This window comes from Rhodococcus sp. MPR-R1B, from assembly GCF_058793255.1.
In genome coordinates, this window is record NZ_JBXAFO010000008.1 from 239396 (window position 1) to 257509 (window position 18114).

Here is an 18114-nt window from a genome sequence, read left to right on the forward strand (position 1 = left end):
GGCCAACCTATCGCGGCGCCGCAACATCGGTCGTGGGCGGCGTGAGTGCCGGAAACCAGATGTCGGTGAGAACGTCTGCTGCGACGTCCGCACCCGCGGTGATCGCGCCCTGTTCCGCCCAGCGAATGAAGAAGCGCTCGACTTGTGTCAGCAGGAGCTCGACCCGGAGTTTCGCCTCGTCGTGTCGGCTCTGCGGCCAGCGTGCCAGGTACGACGGCATAGCGTTGGGCAGTGCTGAGATGCCTTCGCGGGCCAGTGTGCGGAACTCGGGTTCGAGGACCATGGCCTCGTCCCACGCCCGCATCATGTGGTGGTGATCGCGGCACCAGTCGAGAGCGCGGTTGATCCAGCCGGCGAATTCTTCGCGCGAACCGGAATCGAGTACGTGGTCGAGATCCTGGAATATGGCGAGGGTGCTGGATACGACGGTGTTCGAGCCGAGCGCCTTGAGGATGTCGATCTTTCCGGGAAAGTGCAGGTAGAAGGTGGCTCGGCTGCAACCGACCCGGCCGGCGATGTCCTCGACGGTGACAGCCGCGTATCCGCGTTCGGTGAAGAGCGCGCCGGCGGCATCCACGAGGTCTGCGCGGGTTCGCTGCTTCTGCTTCTCTCGCAGCGTCAGTCTGCCGGAGGTATCTGTCATTACCAGGATCCTAGTGCCGCGGGGGCTCTCACGGGTCAGTTGCACGAGACTCTCCGTCTTTCACTTGACAGTCCGTTAGTGAAAGCTACTCTGTGGTGTAGCGCACATTCGACCGATCAGAGGACGCCATGACCATCTCGGACACAACACGCACGCCTGACCTGCCGGCCGGATTCGACGTCACCGATCCTGCTGTCCTCGGGGAGCGGATCCCTTTCGAGGAATTCGCCGAACTGCGTCGCAACGCACCCGTGTGGTGGTGTGAGCAGCCGCCGACGGTCGGTGGATTCCAGGACGAGGGCTACTGGGTGGTCTCGCGTCACGCTGACGTCAAAGAGGTCAGCCAGCGCAGCGATGTGTTCTCGAGCTGGGAGAACACCGCGATCGCGCGTTTCGCCGACGACATGCCACGTGAGGCCGTCGAGATGCTCCGGCATCTTCTGCTCAACAAGGATGCACCGGAGCACACCAAGCTCCGCAAGCTGATTTCGAAGCTGTTCACGCCTCGCGCGATCAACGGCATGCGCGACGAATTGGACCGTCGTGCACGGAGCATCGTCGACACCGCTGTGAGCGAAGGCCCGGGCGACTTCGTGAAGCAGGTTGCCAGCGAGCTGCCGCTCCAAGCGATCGCGGATCTGATCGGTGTACCGCAGGACGATCGAGACAAGCTGTTCAAGTGGTCCAACGAGATGATGGGCTACGACGACCCGGAATACCAGGGTGATCCGGCAGTCGCGTCCACCGAGGTCCTCGGATACGCGTACCAAATGGCAGACGCACGTCGTACCTGCCCGGCAGACGACATCGTCACCACTCTGGTCCAGGCCGACATCGACGGCGACTCCTTGAGCCCGGAGGAGTTCGGGTTCTTCGTGCTCATCCTGGCGGTCGCAGGGAACGAGACCACTCGCAACGCCATCACGCACGGAATGATCGCGTTCCTGGACAACCCCGAGCAGTGGGAGCTGTACAAGAAGGAACGTCCCAAGACGACGGCCGACGAGATCGTCCGTTGGGCGACACCCGTCACCGCCTTCCAGCGCACCGCGCTCGAGGACACGGAATTGGCAGGAGTGTCGATCAAGAAGGGGCAGCGCGTGGTGATGCTGTACAGCTCCGCGAACTTCGACGAGGACGTGTTCGAGAACCCGATGACGTTCGACATCACTCGTAACCCCAATCCGCACTTGGGCTTCGGCGGAACGGGCGCGCACTTCTGCATCGGTGCCAACCTCGCTCGTATGGAGATCGACTTGATGTTCAACGCGATCGCCGACAACGTCCCGGACATCACCAAGATCGGTGATCCGCGCCGTCTGCGCTCGGGTTGGATCAACGGCATCAAGGAGTTCCAGGTCGATTACAAGAGCACAGGCTGCCCGGTCGCTCACTAGAGTCGGTAGGTGAGAGGTACACCCCACGATCTCGAGGAGCCACCGCATGACTTCGATCAACGACAAGGCAACTGCTCTACTGGCGTTGCACCAGCCAGGTAATCCGGTCATTCTCCCGACGGTGTGGGACGCGTGGTCGGCGAATCTTGCGGTGGCTGCCGGTTTTGCAGCCCTGACGGTAGGCAGTCATCCGGTTTCCGATTCCATCGGCAAGCCGGACAACGAGGGCATCACCTTCGACGAACTTCTGCACCGGATCAAGCAGATCACCGGTGCGGTCGACGCCCCGATCTCGGTGGACATCGAGGGTGGTTACGGGCTCGAGCCGGCAGTTCTCATCGACGGGTTGATCGATGCCGGCGCTGTCGGACTCAACATCGAGGACACCGTTCACAGTGAAGGCGGACGCTTGCGCGAGGCGCAGGAGCACGCCGACTTCGTGGGTAGGCTTCGTCAGGCCGCCGACGCAGCCGGAGTTCACGTTGTCGTCAACGCGCGCACCGACCTGTTCGTGAAGCAGGTCGGTGACGAGTCCGATCGCGTCGATCGCGCCATCGCACGCCTCAAGCTGGCGGCCGACGCCGGCGCCGACGTTCTCTACCCCGTCGGGCGCCATGACGACGCGACCCAGCGCCGCCTGACGTCCGAGCTCCCACTTCCGATCAATGCGATCGGAATCCCGGATCAGGACGACCCGGCAAGTTTCGGTCCGCTCGGAGTGGCACGTGTGAGCTTCGGTCCGTTCTTCCAGATGGCATTGGCCAACCGTGCGAACGAGATCTTGGGACGCTGGAAGTAAGAATGCAGACACTGATGTCGCCCGGCCCGCTTCTCGACGATCGCGGACATTTGGTCGAGACGGGTTGGGCCCCATCGGAGATTCGCAAGTATCGACGCTCTGCGATCACCGCTCCCAAGTTCCGGATCAAGGAGTGGGACTACTACTGCGTTCTCACTGCGGATTACGGCATTGCGTTGACCGTCGCCGACAACGGGTACATGGGCTTGCTCGGAGTCTCCTGGCTCGATTTCCGAACACCACACGAGATCACCGAAAACGTGATGCTGCCGTTCCCGATGGGAAGGCTCGGTCTGCCCGAAAGCGCGGACGACGGTGATGTGGTGGTGTCGAAAGGTAAAGCTCGCTTCGAGTTTCGCCATGTGGACGGTGGGCGCCACCTGATTGTCGACTACCCGGCTTTCGACGGTGGGCGAGGCCTTCATGCCGATTTGTTCCTGGCGAGTCCTGCCGATGACCGGATGGTGATCGCCACACCGTTTCCGAAGGCGTCCCGTTCGTTTTACTACAACCAGAAGATCAACTGCCTGCCCGCTGCCGGGACCGTGCGAATCGGGATCGACGACTTCACATTTCGCTCGGAAGACTCGTTCGGCGTTCTCGATTGGGGCAGGGGAGTCTGGACTTACGACAACACCTGGTACTGGGGTTCTGCATCCGGACTGGTGAACGGCGAGCGGTTCGGATTCAACATCGGTTACGGCTTCGGTGACACTACGGCGGCCAGCGAGAACATCGTGTTTGTCGGAGGGCGGGCCCACAAACTGGACAGGATCGACTTCGGCATCCCGCAGGGAACGTACGACGGCGCTCCGTGGAACTTCTCGAGCAACGATGGTCGCTTCGAGATGACTTTCGAGCCGATCATCGACCGTGCCGCGACTTTCGACGTCGGGGTGCTGCGTTCGATTCAGCATCAGGTGTTCGGAAAGTTCTCCGGCACAGTGATCCTCGACGACGGTACCTCCGTGGTGGTTCGAGATCTCCTCGGATTTGCCGAGGAGGTTCGGAACCGCTGGTAGGCCGTACGTCTCCGCGAAGATGACGGAACGCAGCATGAGCACCGGGGCATGATCGTGCCCCGGTGCTCGCGTCTCGAGTTGTTTCACTTCAGGCGGCTGTTGGTGGGCTGTTCCCGCCGATCGGCTGCTGATACGGATCGATCGACATCGGTGGATAGAACACCGATTTGCGATCCGGCCCGATCTCGACCCGCCATTCGGTGTGGTGCAGTGTCCGATGATGATGACCGCACAACAAGATCAGATTGTCGAGATCTGTTGGGCCACCATCGTTCCAGTGAACAATATGATGAGCATCGCACCACCCCGACGGCGTCCCGCACCCCGGAAACGCACACCCGCCATCCCGAACCGCCAACGCCCGCCGCTGCGGAACCGTCGCCGTTCTCGCTTCCTTACCGCAGTCGAGCGGAACACCATTCGCATCCAACAAAATCCGCGTCACGGTGCAGTCGCACGCCAACATCCGCGCAGTATCGATACTGATCGGGCCCACCCAATCCGCCCACGCGAACCCCAACTCCTCAGTGGACGGCAGGAGGTCTTTCAGAACTTTAAGGTCCGTCATATCTTTTGCCGACGCAGTCACCGTGATGTGCGGTTTCACCCCGCCCTCGATCGGACCCAACCCCGCCCGCTCGTACCGCCGCAACAACTCGCAGAACCCGTCCGCCCGCCGCAGCGCCGGCGTACGCGTGTCCTTGACACCGTCCTTCTCCGGCGTCGGCGCCGACAGACTCGACAACAACGTGATCAGACGCGCCCCGTTCACAGCATCCAAGTCACCCTTCACCGACACCCGCCCGTACAAACCTTTCGAGGCGTAGAACTCGTTACGCTCCGAATCCTCGCCGACCGGAACACCGTCCTCACGCTTGCCGTACTGCTTCTCGATCCGCCGGATCGCCGCCCGCACCGCATCACAATCGGCAATGTTCTTCGACGCCAACCCGAGCAAGATCCCGCGAGCCTTGTCCACGTCCGCCGGCGTCATGTTCTTCGGCGGATGCTGACAAAACGACGCAACCTGCCGCGCCTTCAACGCATCCACATCACCACGGTGAAACGCATCCGCGACAACAGGTTCGAGCATCAACAACCGCGCCAACCCGACCAGCAGACTGCACTCACCGATCTCCAAATTCGTCGAACCATGCAACCACTGCGCGATCGCCCGAAAACCCTTCCCGCCGAGAACCTCACGGGAAAACAACTCCACGATCAGCAACACCAACCGCGACTGCAACTCGTGCCGGACACGCACCAGATCCAGAACCTCCCCCTTGAGGCCCTCGCCATCCAGCTGCCACGCATCCCGACTGTCCATGCCGAAAGTCTAATCGAACATAGTTTCGAATACAAGGAACGGATAACCGAAACTAGATGCTAATCAACAACTTTCGCATTCCAGGCGAAACGGGCAGGTTCTTGGGTCGCGGGAGTTGCCGCAACTCCGCCACCGATAAAGGGCCGGACAAGATCCAGCGGCAAGGGGAAGACAACGGTGGAGTTGTTCTCGCTACCGATCTCGTGAAGTGTCTGCAGATATCGCAACTGCAGGGTGGTCGGATTGCGGCTGATCACCTCGGCCGCCTCGGCGAGCTTGGCCGAAGCCTGAAACTCGGCGTCGGCGTTGATGATCTTGGCTCGCCGCTCTCGTTCGGCCTCTGCTTGCCTGGCGATGGCGCGCTGCATGTTGGCCGGAATCTCGACGTCCTTGATCTCGACGGTCGTGACCTTGACTCCCCACGGCTCGGTCTGCTGATCGATTACCTTCTGCAAGTCCTCGTTGAGCCGTTCACGTTCGGAGAGGAGCGAGTCCAACTCAGCTTTACCGAGAATGGAGCGCAGTGTGGTCTGGGCGATCTGTGAGGTGGCGGCCAGAAAATCCTCGACCTCGACTATCGAACGGTCAGCGTCGACGACCCGAAAGTACGTGACGGCGGTGACCTTCACGGGGACGTTGTCGCGAGTGATCACTTCTTGGACCGGTATCTTCAGCGTGACGGTTCGCAGACTGACCCGCTCCATGCGATCGATCGCCGGCACCAGAATCACCAGACCAGGACCCTTCAAGGTGATCAGTCGACCGAGGCGGAACACCACCGCGCGCTCGTACTCGCGCAGAACTCTCACCGACATGCCCACAAGGACTGCAATCAGCACGACAAACACGGACAACACGACAAGCACGGTGGTCATAGCGGCAGCTCCCACGGTTCACGACGGCGCACTTTCAGAGTCAGGCCTCGAACCTGCTCTACGACGACGGATTCGCCCACGGCAGGCACAGAATCGTCGTACCCGAATTCCATTCGAGCACGCCATAATCCGCCGTCGAGCTCGACCTGACCCTGCGCACCGGTCCAACTGCGAACGGTCGCGTCCGAGCCGACAAGAGATTCCGTCCCCGTACGCACGGGAGCGCGGCGCGCGGTAAGCGCTTTTCGACTCGCTACCGCCACCACGCCCAGGCCGACTACCGCGACCCCCGCCGTCACCGGGATCGCGATCAATTGGCCGATACCGTCGGATGTGAAGAGCATCCAGACGCCGGCACCGATCATGAGTGCTCCAAGCGCACCGAGCACCCCCGCGGTTGGGGCATGCGCCTCGACCACAATCAACAGGACGCCCAGCAACAGGGCAACGACACCGATCGTCGTCATCACTCGTCTCCACGCTCGCGAGGACGCGGTCACGTCGCGTAGCCATTGTGCGATCACGCCCTCGACTTCAACGGTAATCACGTTCGGCCGGATCTGCCACAAGCGCTTTCACATCACGTCAGAGAAGGACCTCACCGATCTGTCGTGCAGTCACCTTGGCAAGGTCGGCGAGAAACGGAATCCGTTCGTCGATCATCAGCTCGACCGGACCACGAAGCCCGAGAGCGTAACGCACAGTGCCGGATCCATCGATGATCGGAATTCCGATCGTTCGGAAATCCGGGGTCAACTCCTCGTCGTTGAATCCGTATCCTCGCTCACGAGTCAGTTCCAGTTCCCGGCGGATACCGGCGACATCGGTGATCGCACGCTGAGTGGTCGCTTCACGTGGCAGCGCAGCCAGCTCGGAATCGTCGACATCGGACCAAGCCAGAAAGGCTTTCCCCAGTGCGCTCGCATGCAAGGGAAGGCGGACACCCTGCAGCACGTGCCCGTCGGCCTCGCGCCACCGACTGAATCCGAGCAACACCACCTCACTTCCGCTTCGCACTGCCAGGGAAGCGGATGCTCCTGTCGTCGCGGCCAATTGCTCCAAATAGGGCTCGGACAGATAGATCCGATGCTGCCGGTAGGAGACCTGTCCGTAAGCCGCCAGCGCCGCGCCGATGCGATACCGACTGGTTGCGTCGTCCTTCTCGAGAAATCCCGCGTCGACGAGCGACTGCAGCAATCGATGCGTGGTGCTGACCGCAAGCTCTTGTCGCCGCGCAACTTCCGAGACTCCCAGTTCTTCGCCACTGCGAAAACATGTGAGCATGGTCAGGGCACGGGTTACCGTCTGAACTCCCGCGCCGCGTGCGTCCGTCACGAACGATCCTTTCGCTGTGGCCTGATCGACCTGAGAATCGGACGCTAACACGGACCCAGCAGTCCGGCCATCCTTTCCATCAGATGGAAAGGAACCGAACGTGGACCTGCAAAAGCCCAGATGAACAGACTTCCGATGTTGTCAAGATTTCCAATCTCCAGAAAGCAAACGGGGGTAAAACGGACAGGCACCCAATAGCGTCATCGTCGTCAGTTCTGACGATTCAACGCCTGAAGGAGCCACATACATGTCCCGCTTCCGCCGACTGCCACGAGCTGCCGCTGCGCTCGCCATGATCCCGCTGGCCGGGTTGGCGGTGGCGTGTGGGTCTTCCGATTCCGACAGCGCCGCAGGCAATTCCAGCGCAGACTTCACGCTCAAGGTCTTCGATCCCGGAAACTCCGGTGCCATCGCCGTCGGCAAGCGTGACGGAACCTACGACGAGGCTCTGGCACCGCTGGGCGCAAAGATCGAATGGGTCAAGACCACACCGGGATTCAGCTCCAACCTCAAACTCTTCAACAGCGGTGAACTCGACATCCAAACCGGCGCATACAGTCCCGTCGTCGGCGCACTGTCCAAGGACGTGGGTGTCCGCATCTTCGCCACGTCCGACCCGTACAACAAGGACCAGGCCGGCATCATCGCCACTCCGGAGTCCGGCATCAAGACCGTCGCAGATCTGGCCGGCAAGCGCATCGCCGTCAACCCTGCAGGCAAGGGCGAGTACATCACGCTCAAGGCTCTGACGCAGGCCGGAGTGCCGATCGATTCCGTCGAACGTGTTCCGCTGCAACAGGCTGACGCGGCGTCGGCATTCTCCACCGGGCAGGTCGACGCGTGGGCATCGTTCCTGATTCCGTATCAGGAGGCCAAGGCCAAGGGCGCGGTCGAGATCGCAACCGAGGCGAGCATCGACTCCGTGGACAGCACCATCATCGCCGGCCGCACCGTAGTACTCGAAGAGCATCCCGAAGTGGTCCAGAAGTTCCTCGAGGTCACCCAGGAACTCACCGCGAAGCAGCAGGCCGACCCGACAGCATTCGAGAACGTCTTCGAACAGACCGGTCCGCGCGCACTCTCCGGACAGCGACTCGACGACGCGATCACCCTGGGCGGCCAGATCACCAACTTCCGCTACCCGACTGCAGCCGACGCTACCGACCTCGAATCGATCTCCACGTTGTTCGCCGACAACAAGGTGATCCAGCAGCCGATCAAGGGCAGTGACGTGATCTTCGACCTCCAGGGTGCTGTGGCAGGTTCGGCAGCGGCAGCGCCCACCACCGAGGGGAAGTGACCCGATGGTGACGCTGACCCGGCCCGCACGAACTGCGTCGCCGTCGGTGGTGCATCCGCAACTCGAAACGCCCCGCTACCGCCGCAATCGCAGCAGGCCCAAGTGGGTCTCGATCCCACTCCGCTTCCTCGTGCCCGCGCTGCTGGTTGCCGGATGGTGGATCGGATCCGCTACCGGACTGATCCGCGAAGAGATCCTGGCCGGACCTCCGGCGGTGTGGACGGCATTCGCCGAGCTGTACCAGTCGGGTCAGTTGGTCGACTTCGGTCTCGCGTCGCTTCAACGTGCTGCACTCGGTGTTTCGGTCGGTGTGATCGTCGGATTGGTGCTCGGGGTTCTGTCCGGTCTCTCCTCGCTCGGCGAAGAACTGATCGACTCGACCATGCAGATCAACCGCGCGGTTCCGTTCCTCGCGCTCGTTCCGTTGTTCATCGCCTGGTTCGGTATCGACGAAACCTTCAAGGTAGTCCTGATCGCCGTCGCGACCGTCGCCCCCATGTACGCGTACACCTACCTGGGAGTGCGCGGAGTCGATCGCAAGATGGTGGAAGCGGCACAAGGTTTCGGCTTGACGGGTTGGCGACTGGTGTTCGGAGCGATTCTTCCGACCGCCCTCCCCGGTGTTCTGATGGGGCTTCGAATCTGCCTGTCGCTCAGCATCACCGGATTGATCGCCGCCGAGCAGGTCGGCACACGTGAGGGCATCGGATATCTGGTCACCCTGGCGCAGGAATACAACCGCACCGACTACATGGTTCTGTGCATCGTCATGTACGCGGCACTGGGACTCATCTTCGACGCAATCGTCAGACTGATCGAGCGGTACTCCATGCCGTGGCGGAGATTGTCGGTGGCGCGATGACGAATACAACCATCGGCTCGCTGCCATCCACCGAAGCACCTCTGCCGCCGTTGGCAGCCCGTGAGCGGACCGGCACCACTGCGGCCGAGCGACGTGCCGGATCACCGGTAGCGGTCTCGCTCACCGGAGTGCGTAAGTCGTTCGGTGACAAGACTGTTCTGGGCGGTATCGACCTCGAGATCACGCGCGGCGAGTTCGTCGTTCTCCTCGGCCCCAGCGGTACCGGCAAGACGACCCTGTTGCGAGTGCTCTCCGGTTTGGAAGCACCGGACAGCGGAGAGGTGCTGGTTCCGCGCGACCGCACGGTTGTCTACCAGGAACCGCGATTGATCCCGTCGAAGCGAGTTCTGGCCAATGTCACAGTCGGACAGAAACGGTCACGTCAGGTCACCGACAATGCACGCAACGCACTCGCCGAGGTCAACCTCGCGGACAAGCACCGCGCCTGGCCGGCCACCCTCTCCGGCGGCGAGGCCCAACGCGTCGCACTGGCGCGCGCTCTGGTTCGCGAACCTGAACTATTACTGCTCGACGAACCGTTCGCAGCCCTCGACGCTTTGACCAGGCTCCAAATGCAAGACTTGGTAGGCGATCTGGTCGCCCGCCACCGTCCGGCAGTACTGCTCGTCACGCACGACGTCGACGAAGCCGTACGACTTGCCGACCGTGTGCTCATCCTCGACAAGGGCGGGTTTGCCGTGGATGTCGACATCGACCTACCACGCCCCCGCGATCGGAACGATCCCGAATCTCTGCGCTACCGAGCGAGTTTCCTGAAGGAACTCGGCGTCGGTCGCACCTTCCCCGACGGACAGGACAGTCATGACATTGATCGCTGATTCCGCAATCGACACACTCTGGTACACCCGCTGCCCCGTTCCCACCGCCAGCGGCCTCGCCAACAGTCTCGGTTGGCTCGACCGGACGGCAAACGAATCCGGAGTGCGTTTCGGCGTACTGCAAGATGCCGGACCGGAATTGGCAGTGCGCCATTTCGATCACCACCTCTCCGGACTCATTCGCGAAGGCGGCAACGTCCCCGCACTGGCTGCGCGTGCCAGTGGTTCTCCGACGAGGCTCATCGGGCTCACCTGGATCGATGAGGCCCAGGCAATCCTGGTGCGCGGAGACTCCGACATCCGAGAAGCCGGTCTTCTGGCAGGCGCTCGGATCGGCATCCCGGCCTGGGCGGCAGATCAGGCCAGGAGCTTTCCTCGTGCCATGGCCCTGCACGGCTTCGCCTCCGCACTTCGACTCGGCGAGTTGAGTTTTGCCGACGTCACTCTCGTCGAGGTTGCGACGACGGCGGCCCCCGAGGTCCGCACCGCCTCGTCCACCCGCAACACGACGTGGGGCGTCGAATCCCTGCTACGCGGCGACGTCGACGCAATCTACGTCAAGGGCGCCCGAGCCCAGGAAGTTGCCCGCGAACACGGTCTCGCGGTGGCCGTCGATCTCGATTCCACTGCTTCCCTGCGTGATCGCGTCAACAACGGCACCCCACGACCGATCACGGTTCACGCCGATCTACTCGAACAGCGCCCGGACATCGTCGTGGGTTTCCTTGCCGAGAGCCTGAGAGCGGCGGACTGGGCCGCAGCCAACATCGACGAGGTCCGAGCCGTTCTGCAAACCGAAACACAGTCGGGGCCCGAAGGTGTGGTGGCAGCATACGGCGAGAACTTCCACACCGGACTGCATCTGAGCCTGTCTGACGAGCGTGTGGACCTGCTCGGGGTGCAGAAGCAATTCCTGTATGCGCACGGCTTCCTTGCCGCCGACTTCGACCTGCAGTCCTGGGTGGCGCACGAACCACTGGAACAGGCACGCAACCTTGTTGCGCAGAAGGGCACAGCAGAATGACGGACGTCTACTGGGAGCTGTCCTCGCGCGGTGACGGACGCCGAGCAGTGGCCGCGCTGAACAGTCGCGGCGGCTTCGGGCCACAGCGACCGACTACCGTTGCGACCGATGTTCGTCCCGGAAACTTCGGGCCCTTCGACGAATTGGCACAGATCGTTCTCGCCGCCGAACTGTCGGGCGTCGACGGCGTTGTCGCACCGTACGATCCGAATGGCGAAGAATCCTGGATCGTTGCTGCCGCCGCCCTACGTCAGACGCGTCATTCGCGAGTGGTCGTGGAGTTTCACCCCACTTTCGGCACCCCCGTCTACGCCGCCAAAATGTCGGCGACACTTCAGCGCCTGTCAGCAGGTCGTCTCGAATGGCGAGTGAAGGTAGAGACGGACCCCGAAGACGCCGCTGCTCGCGGCGACGTGGTTCGAGGAGCCGACCGCTACGCGCGCGCCGCGGAGTTCCTGACCGTCGCCCGTGGCGTATGGAACGAGGAGCAAATTCTCCCTGGCGGATTCGGCGGCACGGGTTACGACTTCGACGGCGAATACTACGACGTACTCGGCGGCGGATTCCGAGGCATCTTGTCGGGACTCCGTTTTCCCCGAGTACATCTGACCGGAGACTCACCGGAAGCTCTGGAACTCTCGGCCCACCATGCCGATGTCCATCAGTTCACCCTTGCCGGCGGCGAGTTGTCGACACGGATCACCACCCTCGACGACCGAGCATCCGAACTCGGCAGGACCGTCGAGAAGGTCCTGCGCATCCCGATCATCGCGAGGGAAACAGCGGACGAAGCCTGGGCTCGCGTCGAACGGCAACTGAGAGAAGCCGATTCCGCTGCACTCGAGATCGATCGGGGCGGCATCCTGTGGTCCGGATTCGACCGCATCGGCTACGAGCACAGTATCGGCCTCGTCGGAAGCTACGAGGAGGTGGCGCAGCGATTGTCGTCGTATCGCGATATCGGCGTGGACGGTTTCGTCTTGTCCGGTCGGCCACACATCGAAGAGCTGCACCGGGCGGGCGAGCATCTCCTGCACCTGGTCGATCCCGAGGGTCGGATTCGCAAGGAAGAGAAGGCCACCACAGAAGAGAAGGCCACCGCATGAGCATCGATTTCTATTGGCGGATCGGGATGGAAGGCGACCACGCGTCGCTGCGTACTCCGCGTCGCTACAACCGCGGCGATGCCGGTGGATACGGGCCGGGCAACATTGCTCCCGCGATCCGCGGCGGCGAATTGGACGGATACAGCTACATCGACCACATGGCAGCGGTGGCAAAGGCTTCCGAGTCCGCAGGGTTCCTCGGTGGACTTCTGCCGTCTTTCCCGATGACCGAGGATCCGTGGGCGACCGCAGCAGCGTTGGCCGCCGAGACCACCACCTACCGTTTCATGGTTGCGTTCCAACCGGGGTTCCTTCACCCGGTACAGGCAGCGCGAATGTCGGCCAGTCTGCAGCGCGCAACCGGTGGACGTCTGGTCTACAACATCATCAGCGGCGGAGGTGGAGCGCCTCAGCTGTGGTGGGGCGACAAGGTCGACCACGACGATCGCTACACCAGGACATCCGAATTCCTCGATGTCCTCAAGGGTGTGTGGGACGGTGAACCTTTCGACTTCGACGGTCGCTTCTTCCAGACCCACGGCGCCGCACTGCCAACCGGACTGGCCGGCCAACCGTTTCCCGAGGTGTACTTCTCCGGATCTTCGGCCGCAGCCGTCGCCGCCGCCGGACTGCACTCCGATTACTACCTTTCCTGGCTGGAGCCGTACGCCGATCTCAGAGCCAAGATCGACGGGGTGCGGGAGAACTCGGCCAAACTGGGACGCACGCCGAAATTCGCCGTACGCATCGACGTCGTAGCCCGGCACACCGAAGAAGCCGCGTGGGCCGAGATCGAGAAAGGCTGGGCCTTCGTCGACAAGGGGGCCGCCGACCGTGCAGCCCAGGGTGACTCGGTGGGCGCCGCCCGCATCAAAGGCTGGGTACCCGAACACATCACCGGCTACCGAGATCTGGAAGTGCAACCCAACGTGTGGTGCGGCTTCAGCCTCATCCGCGGCGGACCGGCGTTCGGACTGGTCGGCAGTTACGAGCAGGTCGCCGAAAGAATCGACGAGCTGCGCGAACTGGGCGTCGACGCCTTCATCCTCGCCGGTAACCCGCATCTCGAAGAGGCATACCGCGTCGGCGAAGAAGTTCTTCCCCTCCTGCAGCGCACCCCGATCACACCTTCTGGACTGGAGACTCGATGACCACCACCGAAACTCGACTCGACACCGATACCGCAGCATTCGTCGAAGAAGCTCGCAAAGCAGCAGACAAAGCATTCGACGTCTTCCGCAAGACCGGAACCGTTGCAGCCAACGGGACCGTCAACTTCGTCGAACGAGTACCCGGCACCGAAATCGCGGTCGCCCTGAACGATCCGGGACCGTGGGCGAACGATCCGTCGGTGTCACCGGTTGTCGCCACCTTCGATGGAGAGGTGCTGTCCGGCAACGGATCTGCCGGATTTGTCACCGGCTACGCATCGGTCTTCCGTCAGCATCCGGAAATCACCAGCGTTGTCCACATCCACACACCGTGGCTCGGCGGTTGGGCACAGACACATCGGACGCTACCCATCCGCTATGCGGCTTCGCAGAGGCTGACGCTCTCCCGAGAGATTCCGCCGCACATCGATCGGTCCCGTTCTGCAGGCGATTTCATTCTCGAGCGTCTCGAACACGATCCCGATCTGGTGGCGATCTTCGAAGCCAACGGCGGGGTCAACGTCATCGGCCGCAGCGGGTTGCTCGACCTCGCGAAGTTCGTCGTCCTCCTCGAGGAAGGCGCCCAGTTCCAGGCGATCGCCGAATCCCTCGGCGGTTCGGTTGAATTCGATCCATCCAACCTCGTCGTGCAGTGGGGCCGTAGCGGACTCGCCGACGAGGCGCGTCGACGCGGCCTCATCTAGCCACCCCCATCACTGATTCAGAACAGGAAACCGTAGATCTCATGACCGTTCGCGTCGGATACTTCCCACACAACAATTCGCTGTTCGTTCTGCGTCACACCGGAATCCTCGAACGTCGTCTCCCGGACGTCGAGTGGGTGGACCTGCGTGAGCTTCCCGCCAAGCCTGCAGTCAACCCGGAAAACGCCTTGCCGACCCTGCACTCGGACTGGCTGTTCGAGGAGGGCGGATACGACGTGATCGGAACCGGATTCACGCCGCCCGTCACCGGATTGGCTCAGGGCCGCGATCTCGTCTACATCGGAATCTCCGGCCCACGTGTGGAGAACGGGCGCCTGGTAGTCAAGGCAGAGTCCGAGATCAACACGGTTGAGGACCTGCGCGGCAAGCGCGTCGGCATCGCGCACGGATCGTGGCAGACCACACTTTTGTTGTTCGCCTTGGATCAGGCGGGGCTGACCTGGTCCGACATCGTCCCCGTCGACACCGACGTACGCGGTGGTGGAGCGGACCTCGTCGACGGCACCATCGATGCCTGGGTTGGCGCGTACCCGGGGCTGACGGACATCGAAGCGAACCACGAACTGCGCACGCTGATCGCCACCGACGGACTCTTCAGCCACCCCTCACTGTGGTTCACCCGGCGCGATTTCGCGGATACCAACCCGGAGGCCCTCCAGGCGATCATCGAGGCCCTGCAGGAATCCGACGCCTGGATCGAAGCCAACCCCCGCGAAGCCGCCCAGGTCTTCGTCGACGACGTCGAGAAGCGTGGCGGGTCCGCGAGCATCGATGCCTGGGAAGCTGCACTGCGCGGACGTCCTTTCGGTGTCAACCCTGTCACCGACGAGTTCCTGGACGAGCAGCAGCGCGCGGCCGATCTCCTGCTGAGCAACGGACTACTGCCGAAGGCGGTCACCGTCCGCGAAGCAGTCGTGCCGTGGATCAGCGAGTTCGTCGGTTCGGATCGTTCGTCGATCTGAGGACCCACTCCTGACAGATCCGCTTCACACGTGACAGATACCGAACGGTCTGCCATTGTGAAGGAATGCGGCGGCGCGTGGGTGAGAGTTGGTCCACGCGACCAGTCTCAGGGGTAACCCCTGGGTCGGCCAGAAGAATTGGATACTGCGTCCACCGGCGTTCGGCACGCTCCGCGTGCTTGCCGCCGCACCGGACAAAGGATTTGGTCACCCCGCCCCGTCGCATCCCGGAGTCGAATCATGCGTGACTTCGAGCTCGATCCCGAGTTGGCGCGTCGTCTGGCCGTTGCGGCCGCTGACGCTCCGTGGACCCTCAGCGGCCTCGAGGAGGCATTCGGAACCGTCTTCGGCGTTTCCCCGACGCTCCTGGCTGTGCGCGTTCTCGACCTCATGCCTGCTCCACCGTTCGAACCGCAGACTCTGTATCGATTGCTTCGCGAACTACCTCGCCTGCGGCCTGTTCCTCTCTCACTGGACACCAATGAAACCTCGTTGTGGCGGTTCGACGTTCCCCGCTACAACACCAGTGTGGACCTGGCTCGTTCACTGGATCTGACGATCTCCGAACTCGAGTGGTTCGCCGACCGAGGGGAATGGCTCCGCACGAAACCCCGACCGCTACGCCACTACCGGCCGATGCAGATCAGCAAGAAGGCCGGCGCTCGCCTCCTCGAGGTACCGAAACCCCGATTGCGCGAAATTCAGCGGAAGATCCTGCGCCGCATCCTCGACCTGGTGCCACCGCACGACGCGGCACACGGATTTGTCCGTGGTCGAAGCCCTCTGACTTTTGCAGCTCCGCACGCACAGTCGGAAATCGTGATCGGCGCGGACCTCGCGCAGTTCTTCCCTTCGATCAGCGGCAGCCGCGTTCATGCCGTCTTCGCCGCCCTCGGCTATCCACCCACAGTGGCAGGCGTTCTCACCGGATTGTGCACTGTTGCAACACCTGCCGATACCCTGCGCGGCCTACCGTATGCACAGGCATCACAGCTACGCACCGCGCATCTTCCGCAAGGCGCACCCACTTCTCCTGCACTGGCGAATCTCGTCGCACGCAAACTCGACATCCGCTTGAGTGGACTCGCACAAGCGAACTGGCTCACCTACACCCGATACGCCGACGACCTCGCGTTCTCCGGAATCGAAGTAGCCGACGTCGGCACCCTCCTCTGGACGGTCGAGCAGATCGCCAGAGACGAAGGGTTTGCCATCCATCCACGAAAGACCAAGGTGATGCGCCCTCATCGACGCCAACACCTCACCGGGCTGGTGATCAACGACCAACCCTCGTATCCGCGCGACGACTACGATCGCTTGCGCGCCCTGCTGCACAATGCCGCCAGTACTTCTGCGCAGGAACAGAATCGGGATGGCGTGGAGAACTTCCGCGCCCACATCTACGGCCGGATCGCGCACATCGGCGAAACCAGCACTACACGCCGACGCACATTGCTGCGCCTGGCTGAACGTGTGGATTGGGACGGTTAGTGCCCGCGAGCAGTCAGAACCGCGGGGTGTAGGCCATGCATTCGACCTCCATGTGCGCACCCAGTGCCAGTCCGTCTGTTCCGAACGCACTGCGGGCCGGCAGTCTCGACGCCGGGAAATACTCGAGGTAGACCTTGTTGAACTCCTGCCAACGAGACATGTCGTCGAGCATGACAGTGCATTTGAAGATTGCTTCGACGCCGGAACCGTAAGCGATCAGCGAAGCCACGATGTTCTCCATGGTCTGACGAGCCTGCGCTTCGAAGCCGTCGGCCAAAGTCCCGTCCGGGAGCATGCCGATCTGACCCGACAGATACAGAACGTCTCCGACGCGCACTCCGGTGGAGAACGGCGTATCGAAAGCGGGTGGGATGAACTCGACGGTCTGAGATGAATCCATTAGATCTCCTCGGAGTTGGAATATGCGTGACGAGTTGGCGTTTCAGCGCACTGGGCGCGCACGAACATCGGCCAGGAAGTGCGCCACCAACTCGTTCCACGCGTGTGGGTCCTCGAAATAGGGGGAGTGGCCGCGGTCGGCAAGTTCGACCACTTCGGCGTGGGGCAGGAACTCGGCGGCGCTGCGAATCCGCTCGGGTGTCATCAAATCGTCCAGCTCACCCGCGATCAGCAGAACCGGCGCCGTCACCGCGGCAAGATCGCTCGGCGAGTAGTTGTGGGCCTTGAGAATTCGGAAGAACTCGGTGTCAGGTGGGCGATGACCGAAGGTGCCGAGCGCTTGGTACAGGTATGCCCTCGCCATGTCCAAGCTCGGCAACCGTCCGCCCACAGCGGGATGCTCCCCCAGGGGCCGCGCGGTGACGGGTGCTGCGGTGAGGGGAGGTGCGCTGTCCGGACCGAATCCGACGGGAATGCCGCCGGTCGTGCAGGCCAGGACTACCGACTCCACCCGGTCCGGAACAGCGATCGCGGTCCCCAATGCGGCCCAACCGCCCATCGACTGGCCGACCACGTGCGCTCGATCAACCGCCAACAGGTCCATGATTTCGATCAGATCAGAGACTGCCGCTACCGGGCCGTGGTTGCCGTTCTCGTTGGTAGAGCGGCCGAATCCTCGCTGATCCCAGCTGATCACCCGATAGTGCTGAGCGAAGTAGGGCACCTGCTGGTACCAGACGGCCGCATTTCCGCCGAGACCGTGCGTGAGAATCAGATCCGGGCCCTCGCCGGCAGTCTCGTACCAGACCCGTTCGCCGTCTGCGACGGTGATGAAGCCCTCGGTCCGTGAAATCATC

19 protein-coding genes are annotated in these 18114 nt (G+C 62.5%); 12 read left to right on the forward strand and 7 right to left on the reverse strand.

Translation table 11 applies throughout. The features are described from left to right. Positions 1–7 precede the first annotated feature (7 nt). Positions 8–643 (reverse strand): TetR/AcrR family transcriptional regulator, encoded by a 636-nt coding sequence (locus AC1Q61_RS14275; RefSeq protein WP_042926208.1) that lies wholly within the window; start codon positions 641–643, stop codon positions 8–10. Positions 644–771: 128 nt separating this feature from the next. Here AC1Q61_RS14275 and AC1Q61_RS14280 point away from each other — a divergent pair, with 128 nt between their 5' ends. From AC1Q61_RS14280 to AC1Q61_RS14290, 3 genes are read left to right on the forward strand one after another with little or no spacing between them, the layout of a single operon-like run. Further along, entirely contained in the window at positions 772–2040 is a 1269-nt protein-coding gene (locus AC1Q61_RS14280; RefSeq protein ID WP_003945041.1) for a cytochrome P450, read from the forward strand. Positions 2041–2086: 46 nt separating this feature from the next. Further along, the gene (locus AC1Q61_RS14285) at positions 2087–2839 is read left to right on the forward strand and encodes an isocitrate lyase/PEP mutase family protein (protein WP_492651112.1); all 753 of its coding nucleotides are present in this window, start codon (positions 2087–2089) and stop codon (positions 2837–2839) included. Between the two features lie 2 nt (positions 2840–2841). After that, on the forward strand, positions 2842–3861 hold the full coding sequence (locus AC1Q61_RS14290) for a DUF2804 domain-containing protein (RefSeq protein ID WP_042926211.1): 1020 nt from the start codon (positions 2842–2844) through the stop codon (positions 3859–3861). A gap of 88 nt (positions 3862–3949) precedes the next feature. Here the strand turns inward: AC1Q61_RS14290 and AC1Q61_RS14295 are convergent, their stop codons facing one another. The 4 genes from AC1Q61_RS14295 to AC1Q61_RS14310 all read right to left on the reverse strand — a co-directional run bounded on the left by AC1Q61_RS14295 (position 3950) and on the right by AC1Q61_RS14310 (position 7398). Then, a complete protein-coding gene (locus AC1Q61_RS14295) occupies positions 3950–5188 on the reverse strand; it encodes an HNH endonuclease signature motif containing protein (protein ID WP_492651113.1) in 1239 nt (412 codons plus the stop codon). Between the two features lie 59 nt (positions 5189–5247). Further along, positions 5248–6063, reverse strand: a complete 816-nt coding sequence (locus AC1Q61_RS14300; RefSeq protein ID WP_003946040.1) for a slipin family protein — start codon at positions 6061–6063, stop codon at positions 5248–5250. Further along, on the reverse strand, positions 6060–6530 hold the full coding sequence (locus AC1Q61_RS14305) for an NfeD family protein (RefSeq protein WP_007735511.1): 471 nt from the start codon (positions 6528–6530) through the stop codon (positions 6060–6062). Before AC1Q61_RS14305 ends, AC1Q61_RS14300 begins: the two co-directional genes overlap by 4 nt. Positions 6531–6648: 118 nt before the next feature. Continuing rightward, a complete protein-coding gene (locus AC1Q61_RS14310; RefSeq protein ID WP_030537941.1) occupies positions 6649–7398 on the reverse strand; it encodes an IclR family transcriptional regulator in 750 nt (249 codons plus the stop codon). Between the two features lie 247 nt (positions 7399–7645). Here AC1Q61_RS14310 and AC1Q61_RS14315 point away from each other — a divergent pair, with 247 nt between their 5' ends. The 9 genes from AC1Q61_RS14315 to AC1Q61_RS14355 all read left to right on the forward strand — a co-directional run bounded on the left by AC1Q61_RS14315 (position 7646) and on the right by AC1Q61_RS14355 (position 16858). Beyond that, positions 7646–8698 (forward strand): NrtA/SsuA/CpmA family ABC transporter substrate-binding protein, encoded by a 1053-nt coding sequence (locus AC1Q61_RS14315; RefSeq protein ID WP_007735508.1) that lies wholly within the window; start codon positions 7646–7648, stop codon positions 8696–8698. A gap of 4 nt (positions 8699–8702) precedes the next feature. Further along, positions 8703–9560 carry an ABC transporter permease gene (locus tag AC1Q61_RS14320; protein WP_007735506.1) on the forward strand — a complete coding sequence of 286 codons (858 nt, stop codon included), beginning with the start codon at positions 8703–8705 and terminating at the stop codon, positions 9558–9560. Next, the gene (locus tag AC1Q61_RS14325; RefSeq protein ID WP_007735504.1) at positions 9557–10399 is read left to right on the forward strand and encodes an ABC transporter ATP-binding protein; all 843 of its coding nucleotides are present in this window, start codon (positions 9557–9559) and stop codon (positions 10397–10399) included. The genes AC1Q61_RS14320 and AC1Q61_RS14325 overlap by 4 nt, the downstream gene beginning before the upstream one ends. Then, positions 10383–11423 (forward strand): ABC transporter substrate-binding protein, encoded by a 1041-nt coding sequence (locus AC1Q61_RS14330; protein ID WP_007735503.1) that lies wholly within the window; start codon positions 10383–10385, stop codon positions 11421–11423. The genes AC1Q61_RS14325 and AC1Q61_RS14330 overlap by 17 nt, the downstream gene beginning before the upstream one ends. Continuing rightward, positions 11420–12529, forward strand: a complete 1110-nt coding sequence (locus tag AC1Q61_RS14335; protein WP_042922013.1) for an LLM class flavin-dependent oxidoreductase — start codon at positions 11420–11422, stop codon at positions 12527–12529. Before AC1Q61_RS14330 ends, AC1Q61_RS14335 begins: the two co-directional genes overlap by 4 nt. Then, positions 12526–13680, forward strand: a complete 1155-nt coding sequence (locus tag AC1Q61_RS14340) for an LLM class flavin-dependent oxidoreductase (RefSeq protein ID WP_125052434.1) — start codon at positions 12526–12528, stop codon at positions 13678–13680. Before AC1Q61_RS14335 ends, AC1Q61_RS14340 begins: the two co-directional genes overlap by 4 nt. Further along, the gene (locus AC1Q61_RS14345; protein ID WP_065456452.1) at positions 13677–14384 is read left to right on the forward strand and encodes a class II aldolase/adducin family protein; all 708 of its coding nucleotides are present in this window, start codon (positions 13677–13679) and stop codon (positions 14382–14384) included. The genes AC1Q61_RS14340 and AC1Q61_RS14345 overlap by 4 nt, the downstream gene beginning before the upstream one ends. 41 nt (positions 14385–14425) lie before the next feature. Further along, positions 14426–15367 carry an ABC transporter substrate-binding protein gene (locus tag AC1Q61_RS14350; protein WP_042921968.1) on the forward strand — a complete coding sequence of 314 codons (942 nt, stop codon included), beginning with the start codon at positions 14426–14428 and terminating at the stop codon, positions 15365–15367. A 240-nt stretch (positions 15368–15607) separates the two neighbouring features. Next, on the forward strand, positions 15608–16858 hold the full coding sequence (locus AC1Q61_RS14355) for a reverse transcriptase family protein (protein ID WP_215516206.1): 1251 nt from the start codon (positions 15608–15610) through the stop codon (positions 16856–16858). 13 nt (positions 16859–16871) lie between these two features. Here AC1Q61_RS14355 and AC1Q61_RS14360 read toward each other — a convergent pair whose 3' ends face one another. Both AC1Q61_RS14360 and AC1Q61_RS14365 read right to left on the reverse strand, forming a co-directional pair. Further along, a complete protein-coding gene (locus tag AC1Q61_RS14360; protein ID WP_050656904.1) occupies positions 16872–17258 on the reverse strand; it encodes a RidA family protein in 387 nt (128 codons plus the stop codon). 42 nt (positions 17259–17300) lie between these two features. Next, entirely contained in the window at positions 17301–18113 is an 813-nt protein-coding gene (locus AC1Q61_RS14365; protein ID WP_050656903.1) for an alpha/beta fold hydrolase, read from the reverse strand. Position 18114 lies beyond the last annotated feature (1 nt).

Coding starts and splice junctions, on each gene's coding strand:
- AC1Q61_RS14285 (WP_492651112.1), top strand. CDS start 2,087: ATGACTTCGATCAACGACAAGGCAACTGCTCTACTGGCGTTGCACCAG.
- AC1Q61_RS14290 (WP_042926211.1), top strand. CDS start 2,842: ATGCAGACACTGATGTCGCCCGGCCCGCTTCTCGACGATCGCGGACAT.
- AC1Q61_RS14355 (WP_215516206.1), top strand. CDS start 15,608: ATGCGTGACTTCGAGCTCGATCCCGAGTTGGCGCGTCGTCTGGCCGTT.
- AC1Q61_RS14365 (WP_050656903.1), bottom strand. CDS start 18,113: ATGATTTCACGGACCGAGGGCTTCATCACCGTCGCAGACGGCGAACGG.
- AC1Q61_RS14295 (WP_492651113.1), bottom strand. CDS start 5,188: ATGGACAGTCGGGATGCGTGGCAGCTGGATGGCGAGGGCCTCAAGGGG.
- AC1Q61_RS14315 (WP_007735508.1), top strand. CDS start 7,646: ATGTCCCGCTTCCGCCGACTGCCACGAGCTGCCGCTGCGCTCGCCATG.
- AC1Q61_RS14280 (WP_003945041.1), top strand. CDS start 772: ATGACCATCTCGGACACAACACGCACGCCTGACCTGCCGGCCGGATTC.
- AC1Q61_RS14300 (WP_003946040.1), bottom strand. CDS start 6,063: ATGACCACCGTGCTTGTCGTGTTGTCCGTGTTTGTCGTGCTGATTGCA.
- AC1Q61_RS14320 (WP_007735506.1), top strand. CDS start 8,703: ATGGTGACGCTGACCCGGCCCGCACGAACTGCGTCGCCGTCGGTGGTG.
- AC1Q61_RS14350 (WP_042921968.1), top strand. CDS start 14,426: ATGACCGTTCGCGTCGGATACTTCCCACACAACAATTCGCTGTTCGTT.
- AC1Q61_RS14305 (WP_007735511.1), bottom strand. CDS start 6,530: ATGACGACGATCGGTGTCGTTGCCCTGTTGCTGGGCGTCCTGTTGATT.
- AC1Q61_RS14330 (WP_007735503.1), top strand. CDS start 10,383: ATGACATTGATCGCTGATTCCGCAATCGACACACTCTGGTACACCCGC.
- AC1Q61_RS14275 (WP_042926208.1), bottom strand. CDS start 643: ATGACAGATACCTCCGGCAGACTGACGCTGCGAGAGAAGCAGAAGCAG.
- AC1Q61_RS14340 (WP_125052434.1), top strand. CDS start 12,526: ATGAGCATCGATTTCTATTGGCGGATCGGGATGGAAGGCGACCACGCG.
- AC1Q61_RS14345 (WP_065456452.1), top strand. CDS start 13,677: ATGACCACCACCGAAACTCGACTCGACACCGATACCGCAGCATTCGTC.
- AC1Q61_RS14360 (WP_050656904.1), bottom strand. CDS start 17,258: ATGGATTCATCTCAGACCGTCGAGTTCATCCCACCCGCTTTCGATACG.
- AC1Q61_RS14325 (WP_007735504.1), top strand. CDS start 9,557: ATGACGAATACAACCATCGGCTCGCTGCCATCCACCGAAGCACCTCTG.
- AC1Q61_RS14335 (WP_042922013.1), top strand. CDS start 11,420: ATGACGGACGTCTACTGGGAGCTGTCCTCGCGCGGTGACGGACGCCGA.